The sequence below is a fragment of the Nocardia sp. IFM 10818 genome (assembly GCF_054655275.1).
In genome coordinates this window covers 316,370-341,177 of the sequence record NZ_BAAHJH010000001.1, presented here as the reverse complement: position 1 = coordinate 341,177, position 24,808 = coordinate 316,370, and the positions used below count along the sequence as shown (strand labels likewise).

The 24,808-nt window shown below is 68.8% G+C and carries 16 protein-coding genes; 8 read left to right on the top strand and 8 right to left on the bottom strand.

Going from position 1 to position 24,808, the window contains the following annotated elements; all coding sequences use genetic code 11:
• Position 1: 1 nt before the first annotated feature.
• Positions 2 to 340 carry a YbaB/EbfC family nucleoid-associated protein gene (locus ACYQ5L_RS01555; protein WP_379194123.1) on the bottom strand — a complete coding sequence of 113 codons (339 nt, stop codon included), beginning with the start codon at positions 338 to 340 and terminating at the stop codon, positions 2 to 4.
• A 160-nt stretch (positions 341 to 500) separates the two neighbouring features.
• On the opposite strand from ACYQ5L_RS01555, the gene ACYQ5L_RS01550 reads away from it, so the two are divergent.
• Both ACYQ5L_RS01550 and ACYQ5L_RS01545 read left to right on the top strand, forming a co-directional pair.
• Positions 501 to 1,319, top strand: coding sequence for a MerR family transcriptional regulator (locus ACYQ5L_RS01550; protein ID WP_459955032.1), 819 nt, complete (start codon positions 501 to 503; stop codon positions 1,317 to 1,319).
• Positions 1,320 to 1,331: 12 nt separating this feature from the next.
• A complete protein-coding gene (locus ACYQ5L_RS01545; RefSeq protein WP_459955031.1) occupies positions 1,332 to 1,682 on the top strand; it encodes a VOC family protein in 351 nt (116 codons plus the stop codon).
• 25 nt (positions 1,683 to 1,707) lie between these two features.
• Here ACYQ5L_RS01545 and ACYQ5L_RS01540 read toward each other — a convergent pair whose 3' ends face one another.
• On the bottom strand, positions 1,708 to 2,142 hold the full coding sequence (locus tag ACYQ5L_RS01540) for an SRPBCC family protein (protein WP_459963289.1): 435 nt from the start codon (positions 2,140 to 2,142) through the stop codon (positions 1,708 to 1,710).
• A gap of 132 nt (positions 2,143 to 2,274) precedes the next feature.
• Between ACYQ5L_RS01540 and ACYQ5L_RS01535 the strand changes: the two genes are divergently transcribed.
• The 3 genes from ACYQ5L_RS01535 (at position 2,275) to ACYQ5L_RS01525 (ending at position 5,779) form a co-directional block, all read left to right on the top strand.
• Positions 2,275 to 2,805 (top strand): hypothetical protein, encoded by a 531-nt coding sequence (locus ACYQ5L_RS01535; RefSeq protein WP_459955030.1) that lies wholly within the window; start codon positions 2,275 to 2,277, stop codon positions 2,803 to 2,805.
• A gap of 227 nt (positions 2,806 to 3,032) precedes the next feature.
• Positions 3,033 to 4,466 (top strand): FAD-binding oxidoreductase, encoded by a 1,434-nt coding sequence (locus tag ACYQ5L_RS01530; RefSeq protein ID WP_459963288.1) that lies wholly within the window; start codon positions 3,033 to 3,035, stop codon positions 4,464 to 4,466.
• Entirely contained in the window at positions 4,463 to 5,779 is a 1,317-nt protein-coding gene (locus ACYQ5L_RS01525; protein WP_459955029.1) for a class I SAM-dependent methyltransferase, read from the top strand. The genes ACYQ5L_RS01530 and ACYQ5L_RS01525 overlap by 4 nt, the downstream gene beginning before the upstream one ends.
• A 5-nt stretch (positions 5,780 to 5,784) precedes the next feature.
• On the opposite strand, the gene ACYQ5L_RS01520 is transcribed toward ACYQ5L_RS01525, so the two are convergent.
• From ACYQ5L_RS01520 to ACYQ5L_RS01505, 4 genes are all read right to left on the bottom strand, one after another.
• Positions 5,785 to 9,318, bottom strand: coding sequence for a protein kinase domain-containing protein (locus tag ACYQ5L_RS01520; RefSeq protein WP_459955028.1), 3,534 nt, complete (start codon positions 9,316 to 9,318; stop codon positions 5,785 to 5,787).
• A gap of 295 nt (positions 9,319 to 9,613) precedes the next feature.
• Positions 9,614 to 11,767, bottom strand: a complete 2,154-nt coding sequence (locus ACYQ5L_RS01515; protein WP_459955027.1) for a 3-hydroxyacyl-CoA dehydrogenase NAD-binding domain-containing protein — start codon at positions 11,765 to 11,767, stop codon at positions 9,614 to 9,616.
• Between the two features lie 37 nt (positions 11,768 to 11,804).
• Complete coding sequence (locus ACYQ5L_RS01510) at positions 11,805 to 13,016, bottom strand: acetyl-CoA C-acetyltransferase (protein WP_459955026.1); 1,212 nt, start codon at positions 13,014 to 13,016, stop codon at positions 11,805 to 11,807.
• Positions 13,017 to 13,271: 255 nt separating this feature from the next.
• Positions 13,272 to 16,256 (bottom strand): DNA polymerase III subunit gamma and tau, encoded by a 2,985-nt coding sequence (locus ACYQ5L_RS01505; protein ID WP_459955025.1) that lies wholly within the window; start codon positions 16,254 to 16,256, stop codon positions 13,272 to 13,274.
• A 448-nt stretch (positions 16,257 to 16,704) separates the two neighbouring features.
• Here ACYQ5L_RS01505 and ACYQ5L_RS01500 point away from each other — a divergent pair, with 448 nt between their 5' ends.
• Together ACYQ5L_RS01500 and ACYQ5L_RS01495 are read left to right on the top strand one after the other, a co-directional pair.
• Positions 16,705 to 17,538 carry a hypothetical protein gene (locus ACYQ5L_RS01500; RefSeq protein WP_459955024.1) on the top strand — a complete coding sequence of 278 codons (834 nt, stop codon included), beginning with the start codon at positions 16,705 to 16,707 and terminating at the stop codon, positions 17,536 to 17,538.
• 108 nt (positions 17,539 to 17,646) lie between these two features.
• Positions 17,647 to 18,942, top strand: coding sequence for an ammonium transporter (locus ACYQ5L_RS01495; protein ID WP_459955023.1), 1,296 nt, complete (start codon positions 17,647 to 17,649; stop codon positions 18,940 to 18,942).
• Between the two features lie 81 nt (positions 18,943 to 19,023).
• On the opposite strand, the gene ACYQ5L_RS01490 is transcribed toward ACYQ5L_RS01495, so the two are convergent.
• On the bottom strand, positions 19,024 to 20,067 hold the full coding sequence (locus tag ACYQ5L_RS01490; protein WP_459955022.1) for a neutral zinc metallopeptidase: 1,044 nt from the start codon (positions 20,065 to 20,067) through the stop codon (positions 19,024 to 19,026).
• A gap of 326 nt (positions 20,068 to 20,393) precedes the next feature.
• Here ACYQ5L_RS01490 and ACYQ5L_RS01485 point away from each other — a divergent pair, with 326 nt between their 5' ends.
• Complete coding sequence (locus ACYQ5L_RS01485) at positions 20,394 to 21,980, top strand: DUF2207 family protein (protein WP_459955021.1); 1,587 nt, start codon at positions 20,394 to 20,396, stop codon at positions 21,978 to 21,980.
• A 115-nt stretch (positions 21,981 to 22,095) separates the two neighbouring features.
• On the opposite strand, the gene ACYQ5L_RS01480 is transcribed toward ACYQ5L_RS01485, so the two are convergent.
• Positions 22,096 to 24,798 (bottom strand): fumarate reductase/succinate dehydrogenase flavoprotein subunit, encoded by a 2,703-nt coding sequence (locus ACYQ5L_RS01480; protein WP_459955020.1) that lies wholly within the window; start codon positions 24,796 to 24,798, stop codon positions 22,096 to 22,098.
• Positions 24,799 to 24,808: the final 10 nt, after the last annotated feature.

Sequence of the window (24,808 nt, the reverse complement as noted above, 5' to 3'; positions counted from 1 at the left end):
ATCAGAAGCCGGGCAGCGCGCCGCCGGCGCCGCCGAAGCCGCCGGCCAGCGGGCCCAGGCGTTCCGCGGCCAGGTTCTGCGCATTGTTCATGGCGTCGTTGAGCGCGCCGATGACCAGATCCTGCAGGGTGTCGACATCCTCGGGATCGACGATCTTCGGGTCGATGGTCAGCGACAGCACCTCGCCGGTGGCGCGAATCTTGGCGCGCACCAGCCCGCCGCCCGCCTCGCCCTCCACCTCGGACTCCGCGATCTCCTGCTGCGCGGCCATCACGGCCTGCTGCATCTGCTGCGCCTGGGCCATCAACTGCTGGATGTCGAACTCTCCACCGGGCTGCACGGGGTGTCCTCTCTGCGGGGAACTGATTCGTCCCCAGCCTAGTCGCGCCCACGCGGAAGGCGACTCTCCCCCGGCGGGAGGAAGGGGATTGGGGGCCAGGCCCCCAAACCCCCTTGGCCCACTTGACTCTCCCCCGGTGGGAGAGTGTTCGCTGAGGGGCATGACAGCAACCGTTCCGATCGGTGAGTTCTCCCGGCTCAGCCACCTCAGTGTGAAGGCGCTGCGCTACTACCACGAGATCGATCTGCTGGAGCCGGCGGAAATCGATGCCCATTCGGGCTACCGGTTCTATTCGACCGATCAGGTGGAGCAGGCGCACCTCATCCGCCGGTTGCGCGATCTGAACATGCCGGTGCCCGAGATCCGGGAGGTGCTGGCCGCGCCGGATCGGGAGACGCGCGACGCCGCCCTGCGCGCCCATCTGGATCGCATGGAGGCCGAGCTCATGCGCACCCGCGATGTGGTGGCCTCGCTGCGCACGCTGCTGCTGCCGCCCAGCCCGGTCCGGGTTCAGGTCGAATACCGTTCCATCCCGAGCCATCCCGCGCTCGCGATTGCCGAGGTGGTGGCGCGGGAGGCGATCGACGCCTGGTGCGACAGCGCCTTCGGCACGCTGTATCAGGCCCTGGAGACCGCGGGCATCCAGCCCGACGGCCCCGGCGGCGCCACCTACGCGCTCGAGTTCTTCGAGCAGGACAAAGGCGAGGTGGTGGCCTTCGTGCCGCTCGCACCGGCCGACACCCGCCGCGCCGCCGCGCACGGCACGGTGCTCGAACTGCCCGCCCGGCGCTTCGCCATCGCCGTGCACCACGGTCCGTTCATCGATTTCGACCGCACCTACGGGGCCCTGGGCAGCCATGTGGCCGAACACGACACCGCGCTCGCCGAACCCATTCGCGAGCGCTATCTGGCCGGGCCCGGTGAGGTCGAGCCCGCCGAATTCGTCACCGAGATCTGCTGGCCCATCGGCCGGCTCTGAAAGGACAGCACCATGGCCGTCACCATCGCCAACATCACCTTCGACTGTGAGAACGCCGCCGAGCTCGCCGAATTCTGGGCGCGACTGCTGGAGCTTCCGGTCGATCCGGAGGCGAATGCCGAGTTCGCCACCGTCGGCCGGAGCGCGGGTGCGGCGCCGCTGCTCATGTTCACCCGCGTCCCGGACAAGACGCCCGGGAAGAACGTCGTGCACCTCGACCTGACCGCCGACGATCTGCCCGCCCGGATCGACCGCGCGATCGCGCTCGGCGCCAAGCGCATCGCCGATTTCGACGAATACGGCATGCAGTGGACGACCCTGGCCGATCCGGAGGGCAATCTGTTCGATATCGCGGCGGCCTAGGTCCGGCCGCCACACACCGGAATTTCTAGGCCAGTTCCTTCTTCAAGTTCTCGAGTACCTCGGCCTGGATTTTCTTCAGGCCGAGGGGGGCGAAGATGCCTTCGAAGATGCCACCGATGCCACCGGCACCCTTCCAGCTGGTGCGGATGGTCACCAGTGCGCCGGTACCGGACGGGGTCACGGTCCAGGTGGTGACCATGGAGGAGTTCGAATCCCGTTCCGTCACCATGGAATCCGAGACGGACACCGCGGCGCGCACATTGCGGACGCGCTTCTCGGTGGCCTGCAGCGTCCACTCGGCGACGGTGCCGGCGCCCACGCCGCCCTCGACCACCTTGTAGTCACGGTAGTGCGGCGAGAGGATGCGCGGGCGCACCGACTCGTAGTCCGCGATCGCGTCGAGGGTCCGCTTCGGATCTGCCGTCACGACGATCGAACTGGAGGCGCTGACCTGTCCCACCATGTGCTCCTTATTGATTCCCCGGCCCTGGTGCCGCCCGGTTATGCTACGCCGCAACCCAGCGCGACTGGTTTTCGTCTGTTGTACCCGGGCTTTCGGTACCCGGTTTTCATCGAGGGGAATCGTTCCAGCATGCACACCGTGCGCCGCGTCAAGAACGTGGTGTCGTATCTCGCTGCCATCGTCATCGGATGCGCCCTATTGATCGGCGGTGTCGTCACGCTCGGCGACTCCGGCGACGGGAAGGTCATGTGCGGCAACCGGGAGATGCATCCCGGCGACACCTGCACCACCACCCGCAAGGGGAAGACCACCGAGCGCAGCTACGACGAGCAGAAGGAGAGCAACGGCTGGACGCCGTGGATCCTGCTGGGCATCGGCGCGCTGCTGGCGGTGGGCGGCGCGGTCATGCTGGTCGGCGAGTTCACACGGTCCTCCGACGGCGGCAATGGCGCCGGGCCCGGCACGCCGCCGCCGTTCCCGCCGAACCAGCCATATCCGCAGCCATATCCGCAGCCTTATCCACAACCGTCCCCGCAACCCGGCCCGCAGTACGGGTACGCCCCGAATTACGGTGCACCGCAAGGTTATGGCGCGCAGCCGCAGTACGGTCCCCCGCCCGGTTATGCCCAGCCGAGCCATCCACCCCAGCAACGGTACTGAGCGAAATCCGATAGCCCGAGGGGCTTTCGCCCCTCGGATACGGCGGGCGGCACTTCGTACCCAAATTGTTAGCCGAAGTAAGAATGATCACCGCGGCGGCGGGAATAGCCTCGGATATGGCAGGTAGTTCCGTAGGCGCACATGCAAACTGTGCGTGAAAAACCGCCCCGCCGGTGTCTTCCTACTGGCCGCACCCGGCGGTGCACGCTAGCGTTCCGAGGGTGGCAGTGAGTCTGTTGGGGAAGGCCGGCCGCGCACCGGCCGCACAGGAATCAGGTTTTGCCGCGCACCGCGCCGGGGTCGAAAGACTGCTGGCGTCCTACCGTGCGATCCCGCCGGACGCGAATGTCCGGCTGGCCAAGAAAACCTCCAATCTGTTCCGGGCCCGCGCCAAGAACACCGCCCCCGGCCTGGACGTCTCCGGTCTGGACAAGGTCATCGCGGTGGATCCGCAGACGCGCACCGCCGAGGTGGCGGGCATGACCACCTACGAGGATCTGGTCGCCACCACCCTGGCCTACGGGCTGGCGCCGCTGGTGGTGCCGCAGCTCAAGACCATCACCCTGGGCGGCGCGGTGACCGGGCTCGGCATCGAGTCGACCTCGTTCCGCAATGGCCTGCCGCACGAATCCGTGCTGGAGATCGACGTGCTGACCGGGTCCGGCGAGATCATCACCGCCACCCCGGACGGCCCGCACGCCGATCTGTTCCGGGGTTTCCCGAACTCCTACGGAACGCTCGGCTACTCCACCCGCCTGAAGATCGAACTGGAAACGGTGAAACCGTTCGTGGCGCTGCGGCACTTGCGGTTTCATGATCTGCGGGACCTGGAGACGACCATGGCGCAGATCATCGCGGACCGCTCGTATGCCGGCGAGCAGGTCGACTATCTCGACGGCGTGGTGTTCACCGCCGACGAGAGCTACCTGGTGCTCGGCCGCCAGACCGAGGAACCCGGGCCGGTCAGCGACTACACCGGCATGGACATCTTCTACCGGTCGATCCAGCACGACGGCGCGGAACCGAAGCGCGACCGGCTGACCATCAGCGACTACCTGTGGCGATGGGATACCGACTGGTTCTGGTGCTCGCGGGCCTTCGGCGCGCAGAATCCGCGTATCCGCCGGTTCTGGCCCAAGCGGTACCGGCGCAGCAGCTTCTATTGGAAGCTCATCGCCCTCGATCACAAGTTCCACATCGGCGACAAACTGGAGGCCCGCCAGGGCAATCCGCCCCGCGAGCGGGTGGTGCAGGACATCGAGGTGCCCATCGAGCGCACCGCCGACTTCCTGCACTGGTTCCTGCGGGAGATCCCGATCGAGCCGATCTGGTTGTGCCCATTGCGATTGCGCGACACCGGCGATGGCGAGCGGCCGTGGCCGCTGTACCCCCTGGAGCCGGATCGCACCTACGTGAACGTCGGCTTCTGGTCGGCGGTGCCGACCGTGGCCGGGCAGCTCGAGGGCGCGGCCAATCGCGCCATCGAAAGCGAAGTGTCCGCCCTCGACGGGCACAAATCGCTGTACTCGGATTCCTACTACGACAAAGACGAGTTCGCCGCGCTGTATTACGGCGGCGACACCTATGCCAAGCTCAAGCAGCACTACGACCCGGATCATCGTTTACTGGATCTGTATTCGAAGGCGGTGCAACGCAAGTGACCACGTTCAAGGACCGTTCCGACGTTTTCGCCGAGCTCGGGAGCAAGCTCAGCATTGCCGAGATCTTCGAGACCCTCATAGACGGGCCGATGCCGATTCGCTTCACCGCGTACGACGGCAGCACCACCGGCCCGGACGACTCGGAATTCGGCCTGGAGATCATCAATCCGCGCGGCGTCAACTACATCGCCACCGCGCCCGGTGATCTGGGCATGGCCCGCGCCTATATCGCCGGCGATATGAAGGCGCACGGCGTGCACCCGGGCGACCCGTACGAGCTGCTGAAGGCCCTGGGCAAGCTGAAGTTCCACCGCCCCACCGCCCTGCAGCTGGTCGTCATCGCGCGTTCGCTGGGCTGGGAGCTGCTCAAGCCGATCGCCCCGCCGCCGCAGGAGACGCTGCCGCGCTGGCGCCGGATCGCGCTGGAAGGCCTGCGCCACTCCAAGACTCGCGACGCCGAGGCCATCCACCACCACTACGACGTCTCCAACACCTTCTACGAGTACGTGCTGGGCCCGTCCATGACCTACACCTGCGCGGTGTACGGGGACGAGAGCTGGACCCTCGAACAGGCGCAGGAGAACAAGTACCGGCTGGTCTTCGAGAAGCTGAACCTGAAGGCCGGCGACCGGCTGCTCGATATCGGCTGCGGCTGGGGCGGCATGGTGCGCTACGCCGCCAAGCGCGGCGTCCGGGTCATCGGCGCGACACTATCCGCCGAGCAGGCCGAATGGGCGCAGGCCAAGATTGCCGAGGAGGGCCTGTCCGAGCTGGCCGAGGTCCGCCACTCCGACTACCGCGATGTCCAGGAGAGCGGTTTCGACGCCGTCTCCTCCATCGGCCTCACCGAGCACATCGGGGTGCACAACTACCCGGCCTACTTCGAGTTCATGAAGTCCAAGCTGCGCGACGGCGGCCTGTTCCTCAACCACTCGATCACCCGCCCGGACAACAAGCACACCACCAAGGCCGGGGATTTCATCGACCGCTACGTCTTCCCCGACGGCGAACTGGCCGGCTCCGGCCGCATCATCTCCGAGATCCAGAACGTGGGCCTGGAAGTCCTGCACGAAGAGGACCTGCGCCGGCACTACGCGCTCACCCTCGCCGAATGGTGCGAGAACCTGGTCCGGAACTGGGACGCCGCCGTCGCCGAGGTGGGCGAGGGCACCGCCAAGGTGTGGGGCCTGTACATGGCCGGCTGCCAGCTCGGCTTCGAGACCAATGTGGTTCAGCTACACCAGGTGCTGGGCGTCAAGCTCGGCGAGGACCAGGCGTGGACCGTTCCGCTGCGCCCGTGGTGGAACGCCTGACCGGCTCACAACAGCGAATCCAGGAAGGCCCGCGGTAGCTCCTGGCCCTCGGCATTGCCGGTGACCAGGGGCATGTCCGTGCGCAGCGTGCGCAGGATGCCCTGTACGCCCGGGCCCGCGTCCACGAGCGGCCGCGGCCAGCCCAGTTCGGCGCACCGGATCACCACCGGGCTGAGCACGGCAATGGCCTCGCCCATCCAGCCGGCGGCGGAGAGGCATTCGGCCAGCAGCAGGGCCGAGTCCAGTTCCGCTCGGGGACGGCGTTTCTCACGGGTGCGGCCGTGCAGGGCGCGAGCCCGTTTGACCACCGTGTCGTCGGTGCCGAGCGGGGCCAGCTCATCGGTGAGCGAGCGGTCGTCGCCACGGTAGTGGCGGGCCAGCAGCGCGCGAATGGTGGCGATCTCCTCGGCCTCGGCGGTGAGGACGGCGGCGCCGGTGAGATGGCGGACGGGACGGATCGGCGGATCGGTGACCAGGCCCGCGGTGAGCTGATCGGCGGGCAGGCCGAGCCGGAAACGCTCGGCGCGAATATGCGCGGCCAGGCGAGGCAGCTTGCGGTCCACCGCGATTCGCGCACCCTCGTCGAGCCGGGCGGTGGCGGTCTCCATATCCCCCAGCACGGCCTTGACGCGCGCTCCGGTGGCGAAGATGGTGATCAGGAAGTCGACGGGACCGACGCGCGGGACGAGTTCATGGGACTGGTCGAGCAGGCGCTGCGCGCCATCCAGATCCCCGCGGCGGTAGGCCACCTCGCCCAGCAGCGCCCCCGCCACCCGCACCGCATGCGAGCGCGGCCCGGACCGATCCCGGGCGGTCTGCCAGGCCTGTTCGAAAAACCGTGTGGCGGTGGTGATATCGAGCTGCTCATAGGCGGCGTCGCCCTGGCCGCAGAGGCCGAACACCACGCCGAGCGGATCGGCGGAGCGGGCGTGATACGGGGCGGCCCACTCCTGCATGGTGCGCGCGCCCTCGAAGTCGAATTCGCACAGGCGCACGAAGGACGCGAGATTCGCGGCCGTGGACACGGTCCAGGCGGGCAGGTCGTCGGCCAGGGCCAGACAGTCGGTGAGGCGCTCCATGACGCCCTCGGTGCGATCGCGGGCCACCTGATCGGCGGCGGCGAGTACGGCGGCCTGACAGCGCTGCTGCACCGCCTCCGCATCGTTCGGTGCGCTGCGGGCCAGCATGTTCGACAACCGGCCCAGCGCGGTGCGGGCCGCGCCCGACTGCTGCAGGGTCACATTGGCCCGGGCCAGCGCCATGAGCAGCTTCGAACGCGAGGCCACCTGCTGCACGGGCAGTTTCGACACCGTCGCGAACAGCGTCGCCAGCCGGGAACGGTCGATCAGGTCCATGCCGCCGCTCTCGACCAGGTCCAGGGCGAACTTGAAATCGGTGGCGGCCAGGGCGTGATCCACCGACTGGCGCAGCATCTGATGTTCGGCGTACCAACGGGAAGCCTTGCGGTGCAATGCCTTCACCTGACCGGGCTGGGCGCGCTCCAGGCGGGCGCGCAGCTGCTCGGCCACCATGGGCTGCATCCGGTACACGCCGGAGTCCTCGGCGATCCGGTGCACGAACAACTCCCGCTGTTCGGCCTGCTCCAGCAGTTCGGCGGCATCGGCTGCACCGGTGAGCGCCTCGGCGAGGGACGCGCTCACCCGCTCCGGTACCGCGAGGGCGGTGAGGAATTCGAGCATGCGCGGTTCGAGGGAATCGAGCACGTTCTCGGCGAGATAGTCGCGAATGGCCTTGTTGTCCCCGGACAATCGGGCGATGAACTGATCCGGATCCTGGTCCGCGGCGCGCAGCGACAGGCTCGCGAACTGAATGGCCGCCGGCCAGCCGTCGGTGGCGGTGTGGATCTGCTCGACCTGCCGGTCGGTGAGCTCGATCCCGGTGCGGTCCACCAGGATCTGCCGCGTCTCCTCCGCGGTGAGACGCAATTGCCCGGACCCGATCTCGACCAGTTCGTCGGCCACCTGCATGCGGTTCAGCGGCAGTCCGGCGCGCTCCCGGCTGGTGATCACGAAACGCAAATGGTGGCAGCCGCTGTCGAGCAGCGACTCCAGCACCCGGTGCGCCCCGGCGTCGGTGATGCGATGCCAGTCGTCCACCATCACCACGACGGCCGAACCACTGGCGTGCACCTCGTCGATGAGCGCGGTCACCGCGTACGACACCGCCTCGGCGGGCCGCTCCTCGAGCACCTGCTCCAGTCCGGCCCCGAGCTCCGGGCGGACCTTGCGGATGGCGGCGATGATGTGCGCGAGCAGCCACACCTCGTTGTCGTCGCCGCGGTCGATGCCGATCCAGGCCACCGGGATACCGCGATCGGTGAGCTCGGCGCACCACTGCGCGGCCAGGGTGCTCTTGCCGAATCCCGCCGGACCGTGGATGACCGCGAGTCGCCGCCGCCCCCCGGCGCGCAGCGGCTCCAGCAGCCGCGGGCGCAGCACCGGTTCCCGCGCCGGTCGGGGCGGCCGGAATTTCGTCATGGCCGTGGGCGGCAGCGTGGTCCCGGTACCGCCCATCGCCGGGAAGACTCCGCTCGCCGCGGGGCTCGGCGGTGTGAGGCTCAGCGAGCGATTGCGCGGCGCGGTCACCACGGTGCCGGTGCGCTGGCGCGAATAGTGCTGGGTCGCAGCGGGATCCGTACTGTCCCCGGCGCTCCCGTCGCCGTCCAGCAGGGCCATCTCATCGGGCACCTGGCCGTGCTCGGATTGGATGGCGCGCAGCATGTCCCCGAACTCCGCCGCCGATCCGGGCCGCTTCTCCGGATCCGGGGACATGGCGGCCTCGATGGCCGCGGCCACGTCGGCCGGTATTTCCAGCTCCCGCAGATCCGGCAGCGGTTGACTGGTGATGCGCAGGAACTGCGCGACGACCTTCTCCCCCGCCTGCCGTTCATAGGCGGCGTGACCGGTCAGCAATGCGAACAATGTGGATCCGAGACCGTATACATCCGAGCGGACGGTCGGTTCCTCGCCCTTGAGCACTTCCGGGGCGGTGAACGCCGGCGATCCGGTGATCATGCTGGTGGAGGTGCGGAAACCCCCTGGGATGCGGGCGATTCCGAAGTCGGTGAGCTGCGGCTCCCCGTACCGGCTCAACAGCACGTTCGCCGGTTTCACATCCCGGTGCAGCACCTGCACGCGGTGCGCGGTCTCGATGGCCCCCGCCAGCTTCACCCCGACCCGCAGGGAATCCGACCAGGTCAGCGGCCCGTTCTCGCGAACCAGCCGTTCCAGCGACCCGTGCGTGGCGTACTGCATGACAATGAACGGCCGCCCCGTCGGGGTCACGTCCACCTGCAGGATGTCGACGATATTCGGATGCCCGGACAGCCGCCCCATGGCCTGTTCCTCGCGCAGGAACCGTTCCCGGCTCTCCTCGTCGATCTCCGAGGACAGCACCTTCACCGCCACTATCCGGTCCAGCGCCTTTTGCGCACAACGGAATACGATCCCGAATCCGCCCCGCCCGATCTCCTCGGCCTCGCCCAGCCCCATGGCCTCGAGTTCGTCGGTGATGCTCATGGGCACGAACCCCTGGGTGGCGGACTCGGCTCGCGTCGAGTCGCCCCCGGAGCCCCCCGGGCGCGCCTGTGGATTCATCTGGCCACCTCGAACCTGGAAGTGCGCGTACCGAACCTACGGGTGGTGTCGGCGTCACCCGCACTCATCCAAACGTAGCGCGACACGCACATGTGCGTAGAGGATTCGGCGCACCTCCGCATGTCAGGCCCGGTCACCGGTCCTCCCCTGGAAACGGCCCGGCCCGGGCCGCGATGATCGCGACCCGGGCCGGGGGTTTCAGCGCCGCAGCGCCGTATTACTGGCGCAGCGAGGCGGGCACCTGGAAGCGGTCGCCGAACTTGGCGGCCAGCTCGTCGGCGCGCGCGACGAAGCCTTCCTGTCCACCCGGGTAGCCGACGATGAACTGGTGGGTGCCACCGGTCCAGGCCGGGTAGCCGATGCCGAAGATCGAGCCGATATTGGCGTCGGCGGTGGTGGTCAGCACACCCTCGTCGAAGCACTTCTGGGTCTCGATGGCCTCGGCGAAGAGCATGCGGTCCTTCAGGTCCTCGAAGGTGACGCCCTCGGGCAGCTCACGCGAGGTGTTGAACAGCGTGCGCAGCTCGGCCCACAGACCCGTGGCCTTGCCGTCCACGTAGTCGTAGAAGCCCGCGCCGCCGGCCTTGCCCTTGCGATCGAACTCGCCCACCAGCTTGTCGAGGATGGCGGCGGTCGCGGCCGACGCGGCATCGATCTCGCCACCGGCGGCCACGATGGCCTCTGCGGTCTCCTTGTAGATCTTCTGCATGGTGGTGAAGTTCAGCTCGTCCGACAGCTTCAGCGGCGCCGCCGGGTAGCCCGCCTGCAGACCGGCCTGCTCGATGGTCTGCGGGTCCACGCCCTCGGCCAGCATCTTGATGGCCTCGTTGATGAACTTGCCGATGACGCGCGAGGTGTAGAAGCCGCGCGAGTCGTTGACCACGATCGGGGTCTTGCGGATGGCGAGGGTGTAGTCGTACACCCGGGCCAGCGCCTCGTCGGAGGTCTTCTCGCCCTTGATGATCTCGACCAGCGGCATCTTGTCGACCGGCGAGAAGAAGTGGATGCCGATGAAGTCCTCGGCCCGCTTCACGCCATTGGCCAGCAGGGTGATCGGCAGGGTCGAGGTGTTGGAGCCGAGCAGCGCGTCGGCGTCCACGATGTCCTCGATCTCGCCGAAGACCTTGGCCTTGAGCTCCGGGTTCTCGAACACGGCCTCGATGACGAAGTCCACGCCCGCGAAGTCGGCGGCGTCGGCGGTCGGCTTGATGCGATCCAGCAGCGCCTTCGACTTCTCCTCGGTGGTCTTGCCACGCGAGAGGGCCTTCTCCTCGAGCTTCTCGGAGTAGTTCTTGCCCTTGTTGGCGGCCTCGATGGTGACGTCCTTGAGGACGACGTCGATGCCGGCCTTGGCGGTGACGTAGGCGATGCCCGCGCCCATCATGCCCGCGCCGATGACGCCGACCTTCTTGATCTCACGCTTGGGCACGTCCTTGGGACGCGAACCGCCGTTGTTGATCGACTGCAGGTCGAAGAAGAACGCCTGGATCATGTTCTTCGCGACCGGGCCGGTCAGCAGCGAGACGAAGTAGCGGGACTCGATGAGCGAGGCATTGTCGAAATCGACCTGGGCGCCCTCGACCGCGGCGGCCATGATGGCCTGCGGGGCCGGCATGTTCTGGCCCTTGAGCTGCTTGCGCAGGTTGGCCGGGAAGGCCGGCAGGTTGGCGGCCAGCGACGGGGTGGTCGGGGTGCCGCCCGGGATCTTGAATCCCTTGACGTCCCACGGCTGCACGCCCTTGTCCGGGTTGGCCTTGATCCACGCCTTGGCGGCCGGGATCAGCTCCTCGACCGAGCCCACGACCTCGTTGACCAGGCCGGTGGCCTTGGCCTTCTGCGCGTTGAACTCGTTGCCCTGCAGCAGCACGCCCATCAGGCCGTTGGCGATGCCCAGCATGCGGGTGATGCGGGTGACACCGCCGCCGGCGGGCAGCAGGCCCAGCTTCACCTCGGGCAGGCCGATCTTCAGGCCCTTCACATCGGCCGCGATGCGGTAGTGGGTGGCCAGGGTGATCTCCAGGCCGCCGCCCAGGGCGGCGCCGTTGATCGCCGAGACGACCGGCTTGCCCAGCTGCTCGAGGCGACGCAGGTCGCTCTTGATGAAGGTGAGCTCCTCCATGATGGCGGCGGCGTCGTCCGGGCCGGTCTGCATCATGTTCTTCAGGTCGCCGCCGGCGAAGAAGGTCTTCTTCGCGGAGGTCAGCACGACACCGGTGATGTCGTCCTTCTCGGCGACCAGGCGGTCCACGGTGGCCCGCATGGAGTCCTTGTAGAGCTGGTTCATGGTGTTGGCGCCCTGATTGGGGTCGTCCATGGTCAGCACGACGATGCCGTCGGCGTCCTTCTCCCAGCTGATCATGTTCTCAGTCATCGTGTTTCGTTCTCCCGAAAGTCGTGGTGGCTGGGCGTCAGACGCGCTCGATGATGGTGGCGACGCCCATGCCGCCGCCGATGCACAGGGTGATCAGGCCGTAGCGGGCGTTGCGGCGGTGCAGCTCGTCGACCACGGTGCCGGTGATCATGGCGCCGGTGGCGCCCAGCGGGTGACCCATGGCGATGGCGCCACCATTGACGTTCAGCTTCTCGTCCGGGATCTGCAGATCCTTCTGGAACTTCAGCACGACGGAGGCGAAGGCCTCGTTGATCTCGAAGAGATCGATATCGGCGGTGGTCAGGCCGGCCTTGGCCAGCGCCTTGTGCGCGGCCGGGGTCGGGCCGGTCAGCATGATGGTGGCGTCCGCGCCGGAGATGCCGGTGGACACGATGCGGGCGCGCGGGGTCAGACCCGAAGCGGCGCCGGCCTCCTCGGAGCCGACCAGCACCAGCGCGGCGCCGTCGACGATGCCCGAGCTGTTGCCGCCGTGGTGCACGTGGTCGATCTTCTCGACGTAGGTGTAGCGCTGCATGGCGACGGCGTCGAAGCCGCCCATGTCGCCGATGCCGGCGAAGGCCGGGTTCAGCTTGGCCAGATCCTCGGCGGTGGTGCCGGGGCGCATGTGCTCGTCGTTGTCCAGCACGGTCAGGCCGTTGATGTCCTTGACCGGGACGACGGAGTTCTTGAAGTAGCCGTTCTTCCAGGCATTGGCGGCCAGGTCCTGCGAGCGCACGGCGTAGGCGTCCACGTCATCGCGGGTGAAGCCCTCGATGGTGGCAATGAGGTCGGCCGAGATACCCTGCGGGACAATGTAGTTCGGGTAGGCGGTGGCCGGGTCCATGAACATGGCGCCGCCGTCGGAGCCCATCGGCACGCGGGACATGGACTCCACGCCGCCGGCGATGACCAGGTCCTCGAAGCCGGAGCGCACCTTCTGGGCGGCCAGGTTCACGGCCTCCAGGCCGGAGGCGCAGAAGCGGTTGATCTGCACGCCGCCGACGGTGTCGGGCAGGCCGGCGGCCAGCACGGTGGTGCGGGCGATATCGGCGCCCTGGTCGGCCACGGGGGAGACGACACCCAGGATGATGTCCGAAATCCGATCCTCGTCCAGGTTCGGGTAACGGTTCCGCAGCTCCTCGACCAGACCGGTGGTCAGATCGATCGGCTTGACCGAATGCAGCGACCCCTTCTTGTTGCGGCCGCGCGGGGTGCGGATGGCCTCGTAAATGTAGGCCTCTGTGGTCATATCGGAGTTTTCCTTCCTCAAGGTGCGCCGACACCGCGTTGTGCGGGCGGCCGCGGGTAACCCTGCCCAGTCGGCCTCACGACCGACCGTCCTGACGCTGTACAAACAGCCTCATGAACCGGCCGACGTGCGCTCAGGCAGCCCGTACGCCTGGGCATACCTTAGAACCTCGCCGAACCGATACTCACGGCCACCCGATCATAGTACCGCCGAGTGCGAACTCCGGTTAACTTAATGTGCCTCACAGGGGAACTGTCAACCCTCCAGCGGCGTAGCCCCCAATTCCGACCGCAACAGTTCCAAGGCCACCTCATCCGGGTCGCGGCGTTCCTCGGCCGGCACCGGCCGCGCCGCGTCCGCCAGCAGCTCCCGCTCCTCTTCCTCCGTAGTAGCAGGTGGGACGCCGTCATAACCTACCGACGAGTAGTCCCCCGGCCCCGGATCGTCCGGAAGGTCCGGCCCGTCAGGCAGCGGAATATCGTCCTCCGGCGGCGCCGCCGCGGCCCCCGCCGCACCCCGCCCGGCCCCCGCCGAATCGCTGTCCACACCCCCGGCAGTAGGGGTTCCCCAGCCACCCGCCTTCGCGGGCGCGGCAGCCGCACCGGCCGCACCCGCCGCCGCCTTCGCCTGACTCGGCCGCGAGAACCGCGGAGCCTCCTTCTTGGGCGCACCCTTACCGGCCCCCGGCCCGGTCCCCGCCCCGCGCCCCGCGGCGGCGGGCCCGGAACCCCCGACCTCCCACTTGATGTCGTGCTCGCGCCCGAGCACGACCCGCACCGCCGACCGCACCGCATCGAGGTTCGCCGGCTGCGACAACCGCTGCGCCAACGGCGCATGCTGATGCCCGAAGACGATGGTCTCGCCTTCGACCCGCAGCACCGTTCCGCCCGACAGCAGGGCCTGCACCGCCGCCGACCCGAACTCCCGCACCTTGGCCCGGATATCCGCCCAGGCCCCCTCGATCTCCCGCAGCACGTCCGCCCCGGACAGCTCCGCCATTTCCGCGGAAGTCACCGCATCGGCGGACGCACCACCCGAGCCTTCGGCATCGCCCGCACTGGTCGGCGCCTCCTGCACGGCAGGTTCGGGCGCCACTTCGGCATGCTCCTGCGCGGATGTCGCGGGCGCACCCGCCCCGGCGGTGGAAGCGGTCGTGCCGGGAGCCACCGCTGACTGCCGCTCCGCAGCGCCCGCAACGGAAGGCTCCGACGCAGGCGATGTGGTTCCGGCCGCAGGCGCGCTCCCGGCCGCATTGCCCGCGTGGGCGGGCGTCGCGCCCGCCTGCGCCGAGAAGGCCATCCGGTCCGGGGCCACCGCCGCGCTCTCCGACGCGGACTGTCCGCCCGCGGACCGCGCCTCGGCGGCAGGGGCAGCCGCTGCGGGCGTCGGCGCAGACGCCGCCTCGTGAGCAGGAGTGTTCGCCGCGCCACCGGGCTGCGAGGGCAGCGAACCCGACGCGGATTGGGAGACCTGTTGCGGCTCAGTGCCTTCATTTGCCGGAGCCGGGGCATTGGGCGACACGGCCGACGCCCCTTCGGCAGACGTGGTACCGATCTGCGCGCCGGCCGCTGCCGTGGAGGGGGCGGCAGCGCTCGGCGCGGGTGCGGCGGCGCGATGGGGCGCGGCGTCTTCACCCGCGCGGGCAGACGGCACCGGTGCGGCTTCGGCGGGGACGGCGCCCACCGCATTCATCTCGGGCGGCCGGACCGTGGCCGGGCGGCTGGGCTCCGGCGAATCTCCTTGCGCCATCGCCGCTGTGGCCTCGGCCGTCGAGTGAGCAGATCCACCGGTGGCGGCGGACGTCTGCGGCTGCTGAGCGGGTGCCGAAGCCTGCGGCGTGGGGGCCTGCCCGGACCGGTCCGGATTTCCGGCTGCGGCAGCCGGGCCGGGCACAGACTGCGACGGTTGAACCGGGGCCGATGTGTTCGGCGCGGCGACCTTTCCCCCGGAGCGGCTTTCCCGAAGAGCGGCAAGCGCTTCCGCGCCACGGCGGCGGGGTTCGCCGGAGGTGGGCGCCTGCGGGGCCGCCGGTGCGGCGGGTGCGGCGGCGGGCGCGGAGGAAGAGGCAGCGGCCGGAATCGGGCCGCTCGCTACCCGACGTTCCAGGATTTCCAGGCGTTGCAGTGTTGCCGTTTCAGCGTCGGAGACGGCGGGGAGGAGCATGCGGGCGGCGATGACCTCGAGCAGGAGGCGGGGGGCGGTGGCGCCGCGCATATCGCCGAGGCCCTCGTGCAGGAGTTCGGCGTAGCGGGCGAGGGTGGCCGGGCCGATGCGGGTGGCCTGGTCGCGCATGCGGTCGAGGACGTCGCCCGGGCCGGTGACGAGATTGCGGTCGGCGGCATCGGGGACGGCGCGCAGGAGGATGAGGTCGCGGAGGCGTTCGAGCAGGTCGGTGGCGAAGCGGCGGGGGTCGTGGCCCGCCTCCACGACGTGGTCGATGGCGGAGAAGAGGGCCGCGCCGTCGGACGCCGCGAGGGCCTCGACGGCATTGTCGATCAGGGCCACGTCGGTGACGCCGAGCAGGGCGACCGCGCGGGGGTAGGTGACGCCCTCGGGGCCCGCGCCCGCGAGAAGCTGGTCGAGGACGCTGAGGCTGTCGCGGGGGGAGCCGCCGCCGGCGCGGATGACCAAGGGGTAGACCGACTCCTCGACCTGGACGTTCTCCTGATCGCAGATCCTGCCGAGCAGGCCGCGCATGGTGGCGGGCGGGAGCAGGCGGAAGGGGTAGTGATGGGTGCGGGAGCGGATGGTCGGCAGGACCTTGTCCGGTTCCGTGGTGGCGAAGACGAAGATGAGGTGGGCGGGCGGCTCTTCGACGATTTTGAGCAGCGCGTTGAAGCCCGCGGTGGTGACCATGTGCGCCTCGTCCACGATGAAGACGCGGTAGCGGGATTCGGCGGGGGCGTAGAAGGCGCGGTCGCGCAGTTCACGGGTGTCGTCCACGCCGCCGTGGCTCGCGGCGTCGAGTTCGATCACGTCGAGATTGCCGGAGCCGCCCGGGCCCAGCGCCACGCACGAGGGGCAGACCCCGCACGGGGTGGAGGTCGGGCCTTCGACGCAGTTCAGCGAGCGCGCGAGGATGCGCGCGGAGGAGGTCTTGCCGCAACCGCGCGGACCCGAGAACAAATAGGCATGACTGATCCGGCCGGTGTCGAGCGCGGTGCTCAGGGGATCGGTGACGTGCTCCTGCCCCACCACTTCAGCGAACGTTGCCGGTCGGTACTTCCGGTACAGAGCCACGGCCCGAGGGTACCGAGTAGGGGCGACATCGAGCGATTCGCTGCCCGCGCGGCATCCGATCGGCTCGCCGGTTGTCCGGATTGCTGGGTTCATCCAGTCTGGACATCCAAACCTGTGATTCAAATCACATGCATTCCGGTCGCCCGTTCAAAACACTCGAGACCGACCGCAAAGTTTGTGATCATGCCGAGCAAATTCTCAGCGCGATTTCAGAAAAGGTATAGCCGGACGTGGCTTCCACCCAAGATCACCATTTACTGATGCGCGTTCGGTTTCAACTCCGCAGAGCCGACATAACGATCCCATTACCCGATGCAGCAAGATCGCAATCGTTTGGCTACCGTGGACATCGGCAACTTCGGTAGCCAAACCTTCATCAGGTTGGTGGCCCCGGCCGGTCCCTCATCCCGACCGGGGCACAACCAAATCTCCCGGAGGAATCGCCCTGGTGCCGCAGCACGACGTCATCGCCGCAGCCTGGCTCTCCAGCACCGACTTCGCGGGTAATACCGCCGCCGTCGATCTGCTCAGCCGAGCCATCGCCCCGCAGGACTACGACCTCAAGCGTGATTCGCTACCGGTCTCCGCCGCCGCCGATCCGGCCACCGCCAATGCCATTCTGGAGCTGCTGGAACGCGGCCAGGTGCCGACCATGGCGGCCATCAATACCCTCATCGTGCAGAACGACATGCGCGCCGAGGCCGAGCGCATCGAACGCCTGGGCCGCCGCGCCCAGCGCAGCATCGACGATTTCGGCCGGGTGCTCGCCAAGTTGACCGACGAATATTGGACCGCGCACGGAACCGGTCCCACCCGTCGCGACATTCTGCTTTCCGAACCGGTTTTCAACCTCATTCGCGATCGTGTCGGCAACATTCCGCCGACCGCCGTCAAACATTTGTGGTTGATCGAGCGCGCCCAGCGCGCCGGCTGGATCGCCTATAACGCCGCTCCCCGATCCCTGTGCGCCGGAAGGCGTTTCCACGCCGCGCGTTATGGAAATCGGGTTTCGCTACGCCCGGTGAATACCATCGGCACCCTGGTCGCGGCGTACCTGCGAGATCAAGTGGCCGAGCACGGCCGCCCGCCGCGCTGGTCGGTGCTGGCCTACGAACTGCGCGATGATCGCGGCCGCCGCGTGTTCAACGACACTGCCGACGCGCGCTCGCAGCAGCAGTGGCTCACCACCGCCGAATGGATGGCCCTCGACGACGGCCTGCCCGTGCCCGGACCTCGCGGATTGCGCGCGCTGGGCCGCAAGAGCCGGGATCGTCGCAGCTAGACCTGTTACAGACACGTATCCAAGTCCTCATTTTCGTAACAGCGCCGAAACGTGAGGAAAAGGTAACTTCCGTGCAACGCGATCACGCGCGGAAGGAGTTACCCCAACATGACCTCGACCATCGATCCGGCGGCGACGGCCTGGCTGCTCGCGGCCACGGCCATGGTGCTGCTCATGACGCCGGGACTGGCGATCTTCTACGGCGGCATGGTGCGGTCCAGCGGTGTGCTCAACATGCTGATGATGAGCTTCATCTCCATTCCGCTGGTGACGGTGGTCTGGCTGCTGGCCGGGTACAGCTTCGCCTTCGGCGAGGACGCCGGCGGCGGGCTCATCGGCAATTTCGAGTTCTTCGGGCTGTCGGGCATCGACCCGTCCACGGTGCGGGAGAACACGGCCATCCCGGAGCTGCTGTACGTCACCTTCCAGCTGACCTTCGCCATTCTGACCATCGCCCTGGTGAGCGGCGCCATCGCCGATCGCGCCAAGTTCTCGGCGTGGATGGTCTTCGTGCCGGTGTGGGCGCTGGTCGTGTACGCGCCCATCGCGCACTGGGTGTGGACCCCGGACGGCTGGCTGACCAAGTTCGGCGCGCTGGATTACGCGGGCGGCCTGGTCGTCGAGATCGCTTCCGGCGCTTCGGCGCTCGCGCTGGCGCTGGTGCTGGGGCCGCGCATCGGGTTCAAGACCGATGCCATGCGCCCGCACAATCTGCCGTTCGTGCTGCTGGGCGCGGGCCTGCTGTGGTTCGGCTGGTTCGGGTTCAATGCCGGTTCGGCCCTGTCCGCCAATGGGACCGCCGCGGCGGTATTCCTGAACACGCTCGTCGCGGGCTGCCTCGGCATGCTGGGCTGGCTGGTGGTGGAGCAGGTGCGCGACGGCCGGCCGACCACCTTCGGCGCGGCCTCCGGCGCGGTGGCGGGCCTGGTGGCCATCACCCCGTCCTGCGGGTACGTGAACACCCTCGGCGCGCTGCTCGTGGGCCTGGTCGCGGGCGTGGTGTGCTCGTTCGCGGTGGGCTGGAAGTTCAAGGGCAACTACGACGATTCGCTCGATGTGGTGGGCGTGCACTTCATGGGCGGCGTGGTCGGCACGCTGCTGATCGGGCTGCTCGCCAATCAGGCCATGACGGGTGCGGGCGGCGCGGAGGGCCTGCTCTACGGCGGCGGGCTGAGCCAGCTCGGCAAGCAGGCGGTGGGCGTTGTCGCGGTGGCGGCCTTCGCATTCGGCGTGTCGTATGCGCTGGGCAAGGTCATCGATCTGGTGATCGGCTTCCGGGTCGGCAAGGAGGAGGAGATCTCCGGTATCGACTTCGCGCTGCACGCGGAGACCGCGTACGCGGAAGGTGTGAGCGGGCACGGCCATGGGCCGCGCAAGCTCGGTGAGGGGCCGTTCGGGCACTGAGCGCGAGCGCATCGTGCGCCGAGTCCGAGTGGTGGAAGCAGGGCGGCAGGTCGCGAGACCTGCCGCCCTTCCGCTTTCGGATCACTTCACCTTGGCCGCCGGGGCGTTGAAGGTATTGCACTCGAAGGTGAGGTTCTTGTCGTAGCCGATTTCGAACCAGGCCCCGCCGTTCTCCGAGGTGCCGTGGTCGCGCATGTCCCCGGGGGCGTCGCCGCGGCCGTAGGCGTCATTGCGCGCGACGCTGATCTGCGCCGAGGTCAGCGAACCGCCGTGCGAGGAGGAGGACAGGTACATGCCGTCGAAGCAGTTGGCCTGCAGTTCGGTGCGGCGGGACAGTTCCAGGCCGAGGTCGCTGCGCGCGCCGGCTTGCCGGCGTTCGCTGTGCACCTTGCCGAGGATGCCGGATTGGGCCTGGACGTGATGGCCGTACTCGTGGGCGAAGACCGACAGGTAGACCACCCAGTTGTTGCCGAACAGGTCGGTCTGCAGCTGGCTGATCGGCATGTAGATGGTCTTGTCGGCCGAGCAGTAGAAGGCGGCGAAGTTGCTGCTGTTGCCGGTGCACAGGGTGGTGATGCCGCCGGTGTCGGCGGAGACCATGAGCTTGGGCGGTTCGAAGGCCAGCCCGGCCTCCGCGAAGGCGGCCTTCCACGCGTTCTCCAAACACCCTGCGGCGGTTTCGAAGAAGGTGCGCGCGGTGCTCACGTCGGTGCCCCAGGCGGAGTAGGCGCAGCGCGCGGGCAGCAGGGTGAGGTCGGTATCGGTGACCAAGGGATTGTTCGCGGTATCGGCCACGCCGAGGGTGGCGCCGCCCGGCTCCGGATCGTAAGTGGTCTGGACGGAATCGCCCGAACCGAGTGCGTCCAGTCCGTTCTTGAACGCGGCGCGCAGCACCACGCTGGTCACCAGGATGACGAGAATGAGCAGCAGGGTGCCCCAGCGCCGGCGGCGCGGCGGCGCGGGCGGGGTGTGCGTGGCCGCGCCGACCGGAGTGGCGGCGGCGGGCGGCGGCATGGGCGGGCGGTAACCGGGTTGCCGCGGTTGCGCGTGGCCCGGTGCGCCGTAGCCGGCGGGGGCGCGGTAGCCGGGCGGCGGGTAGCCCTGCGGCTGGGGATATCCCGGCACCTGCGGAAAGCCTTGCGCGGGTGATTGTCTGGGCTGCTGCGGATATCCCGGGCCCTGGGGCGGTCGCGGCTGCGGAGGTTGCCCCGGCCCCTGCGGCGGCCAGGGGCGATGCGGTTGACCCGGAACCTGGGGATATCCCGGGCCCTGTGCTCGGCGGGGTGATTGCTGCGGCGGCGCGGGCCAGGGGCCCGGTTGCGGTGGCCGTCCACCGGCTGAGTTCGGTCCTTGTCCGGACGGTGGGCGAGTCATCCCCCCGCACCCCCTCGTTCTCAGAGACAACCGACAGCCGCTTCGGAAGGATAGCAAGCTGTCTAAAGTAGCCTTCCATGCGGATTTTTCGGGGGGCTGCCCTCGTCGCACTGGTGCTGACATTGCTGGGGGTGGCCGCGCCGGCCGCCTGGGCGCAGGCGGACGGGGTGCGGATCGTCGCCGAGGTCGATCTCGGTGACGACGGGCTGTTGCGTGTCACCGAAACCGTGGAAGTGCCCGAGGGCGGCGAATTCCGGCAGGTGCTGCCATTGCGCGTGCAGATCGCCGAGGGAGTGCAGCGCCGCTTCGAGGTCACCGATGTGCAGGCCTCCGGCGATGGCGAGGCGACCCTCGGCGACGACCGGTTCACCATTGTGGCGCGGCCCGGATCGGTGACCGTCAAGTACACGGTGCACAAGACGGTCAGCAATGCCTCGGGCGCACAGGTTTTCCACTGGACCGGGGTGCTGAACACCGATGTGGCGTCGATCAGCGCGACGGTGACCGGTCCCGACTTCCGGATGGGCGTGACGAAGTGCACCATCGGGCCGCCGGGAAATCCGCAGGACTGCGCGGATATTCGCGTCGAACCGGACGGGGTCGCGCATCTGGAGAAGACCGATCTGCGCAAGGGCGACGTGCTCGATGTGACGCTGCAGCTCCCGCCGGGCACGGTCGAGGCCAATGCCGATATCCAGGATGACAATGCGCCCGGCCCGTTCTCGGTGACCGGTCCCGTGCTGGCGGCGTTCGGCGTGCTGCTGGCCGGTCTGGCTGCCGCCGCCGGGTATGTGGTGTGGGCGCGGCGGGCCGAGCCCGGCGACGACGATGTGCTGGATCCGCTGCAGCGCGACGGTGATCGGGCGCAGTTCGCCTCCCCGGACGGTGTGACGCCGGGCATGGCCGGACTGCTGGTGGACGGTTATGTGGACTCTTGGGATATGGCCGCCACCATCGTGGATCTGGCTGTGCGCAGCTACATCTGGGTGGCGGTGGCCGGTGAATCGGACTGGCGCTTCGCCCGCATGAACCCGCCGGACGAGCAGCTGACCGGATACGAGCGCGCCGTCTACGCGGCGCTGCTGCCGGAGGGCGCCGATGCGGTGCTGCTGTCGGAGCTGCGCGGGAAAATCCCGGTGGCGCAGGTGCGCAAGGCGCTCATCGACGATGCCACCGAGCGCGGCGCCTTCATCGACCGCTCCCGGCGCGGTTTCGAATTCTGGCTCGGCGTCGGCCTCATCGCGGCCGGTGCGATCGCGACCGTGGTGCTGGCGCTCGGCCCGGGCCACGCCCTGGTGGGTGTGGCCATCGCCCTCGGCGGCGTGGCGGCTCTGCTGCTCCCCCGCTATCTGCCGTCACGCACCGCGCTCGGCCGGGATATGGCGACCCGGGTGCAAGGCATGGTGCGCGCCCTGGACGGGACTGTCCCGCACCGTGTTCCCGAGCCGTACCGGGAGCTCATGTTCTCCCGCGGCCTGCCGTTCATGGTGGCCGGGCGGCGCGGCGATCACTGGGTGCGCGTATGGCGGGACCTGAATCCCAGTGACGACGGCGTACCCGGCCTGTACTGGTTCGGCGGTTTCGACGGCGATCAGAACCTGCACCGCTTCGCGAGCCACTTCCCGTATTTCATTACGGCCGTGGAGAGCTTGTTCGCCGAATAGGGTTAGGTATGCCCCCACTCTCGGGGGGCTCTCAGGGGCTGTCGCCCCTGAAACCCCACACCCGCAACCACGCGAACCCCACATTCCTGCGGCCCAGCGGCCCAGCGGCCCAGAATCATGCGTTTGAGTGCACTGCGAGGGCTCGTCGCGCGTACGCCCGGACGTCCGCGTCGGTGTCGGTGAGGGCGGTTTCCAAAGCGGTTCGGGCGGAGTCGTTCTCCGGCCAGGTGGTGAGGGTGAGGACAGCGGCCTTGCGGACGTCCGGGTGGACGTCGGCGAGGGCGGCGCGCAGTGGTTCGGTGGCCAGTTCGGGTCCGGCCGAAGGTAGTCCGCGGGCGGCGCCTTCGCGAACCTGCCAGGCGGAGTCCCGCAGCGCGGTGGCCAGGGTGGGCGCGTCGTCGGCGGTGCCGAGCCGGGACAGGGCGGTGAGGGCGGCGGCGCGGACCAGCGGATCGCGGTCGTCCACCAGGAGGCGCACGGTGTCCAGGCCACCGGCCCCGATGGTCGCCAGCCCGCGGGCGGCGGCAATGCGGACTTCCCTGCTGTCGTCGTGGGCGGCGCCGGTCAGGGCGGACCAATCGTCCAGGGAGACCAGGCCGTTGACGGCTTCGATGCGTACCCGGTGGTCCGGATCGACGGCGGCCTTGGCGAACAGCTCGGGTGTGCCACAGCGCAGCACCCGCAGCAGATCCACCACGGCGGCGCGGACCAGCGGATCGGGCGATTCGGTGTGCACCGCGAGTCCGGAGGCGGCGGGCAGGATTTCCACCAGCTCGCGCAGTCCGGCCACGGCCGCGGCGCGGACCTGGGCGTCCGGATCGCCCAGGGCTGCGATGAGGCGGTCGCCGAAACCATCCGGGGCGCCCTCGGTGAGCACCGCCAGCGCGGTAGCGCGCACCTGCGGGTCCGGATCGTCGAGGAACGGGGCGAGTTCGGCGACATCGGGTGCGTCCAAGCCCAGCAGCAGGGCGATTCGCGGCGCGAGGGTCTGTCGTTGCGCGTCGGCCGCCACCAGCGTGGGGTGTATCCGGGCCTCCTCGCCCAGATTGGGCGGGCTGCCGATGAGCGGGGGCTGTGCCACGGGGAGGACGGCCGTCTCGTCCGACGGCAGTTCGTCCAGGCCGGGCACCGGCACGAAATACGGTGCGACCGGGCGCTTCAGGAATTCTATCTCCCCGTCGGCGTTCTTGCGCAGGTTGAGGTGGTACCGCCATTCGACGTCATCGCGTTCGGGCAGATCGGCGCGTTCGTGGTAGAGGCCCCAGCGGGATTCGGTGCGGGTGAGCGAGGAGCGCGCGGCCATCTCGGCGCAGTCGCGGATGAAGCTGACTTCGGCGCAGCGCATGAGCTCGTGCGGGGTCCGCGCGCCCATACTCGCGAGATCGCCGAGCATGCGGTCGAAGGTCTCGATGGCGAGGGAGAGCTTGGTGGCCGTCTTGGGCGGCGCCACATAGTCGTTGACGAAGCGGCGGAGTTTGTACTCCACCTGCTGCTGCGGCGGGCCCTCCGGATTGCGGAGCGGACGGTAGACGAGTTCGTGGGCGGCGGCGAGCTGATCGGCGGGCAGTTCCCCGGGGGCCGGGGTGGCGGCGAGGGTGGCGGCGGCGTGCGCGCCAGCGAGATCGCCGTAGACGAAGGCGCCGATCATGTAGTTGTGCGGCACGCAGGCCAGGTCGCCGGCGGCGTAGAGGCCGGGGACGGTGGTGCGGGCGTGTTCGTCAACCCAGACGCCGGAGGCGGAATGCCCGCTGCACAAGCCGATTTCGGAGATGTGCATCTCGATGTCGTGGGTGCGGTAGTCGTGGCCGCGATTGGCGTGGAAGGTGCCGCGGGTGGGGCGCTCGGTGGTGTGCAGAATGCCTTCGAGCGCGTCGAGGGTTTCCTCCGGCAGGTGCGAGACCTTCAGATAGATGGGCCCGCGCGCGGATTCGATCTCCCGCTTCACCTCCGACATCATCTGCCCGGACCAGTAGTCGGAGTCGACGAAGCGTTCGCCGAGCGCGTTGACCTGGTAGCCGCCGAACGGGTTGGCGACGTACGCGCAGGCCGGGCCGTTGTAGTCCTTGATGAGCGGGTTGATCTGGAAGCATTCGATACCCGAGAGCTCCGCGCCCGCGTGATAGGCCATGGCGTAGCCGTCACCGGCATTGGTGGGGTTCTCATAGGTGCCGTAGAGGTAACCCGATGCGGGTAGCCCGAGCCGCCCGCACGGCCCCGTCGCCAGAATGACGGCCTTGGCCGCCACGGCCACGAATTCCCCGGTGCGCGTGTGCAATGCGGCCGCACCGACGGCCCGGCCGTTCGCGGTGAGCACCCGCACCGGCATGAGCCGGTTCTCGATGCGGATCCGCTCGCGCATCTTCCGCTGCCGCAGCACGCGATACAGCGCCTTCTTGACGTCCTTGCCCTCCGGCATGGGCAGTACGTACGACCCGGACCGGTGTACTCGGCGCACCGCGTACTCGCCGTAGGCGTCCTTCTCGAACTTCACGCCGTAGCGCTCCAGCCGCTGCACCATGGCGAAGCCGCGGGTGGCGGTCTGATAGATGGTGCGCTGGTTGACGATTCCGTCATTGGCGCGGGTGATCTCGGCGACGTAGTCCTCGGGTTCGGCCTTGCCGGGGATGACGGCATTGTTCACGCCGTCCATGCCCATGGCGAGCGCACCCGAGTGCCGGACGTGCGCCTTCTCCAGCAGCAGTACGTTCGCGCCCGCTTCGGCGGCGGTGAGCGCGGCCATGGTGCCCGCGGTGCCGCCGCCGATCACCAGCACGTCGCAGTCGAGTCGGACGGTATCCGCCAGATCGGGAATCTCCATGAGCACACCA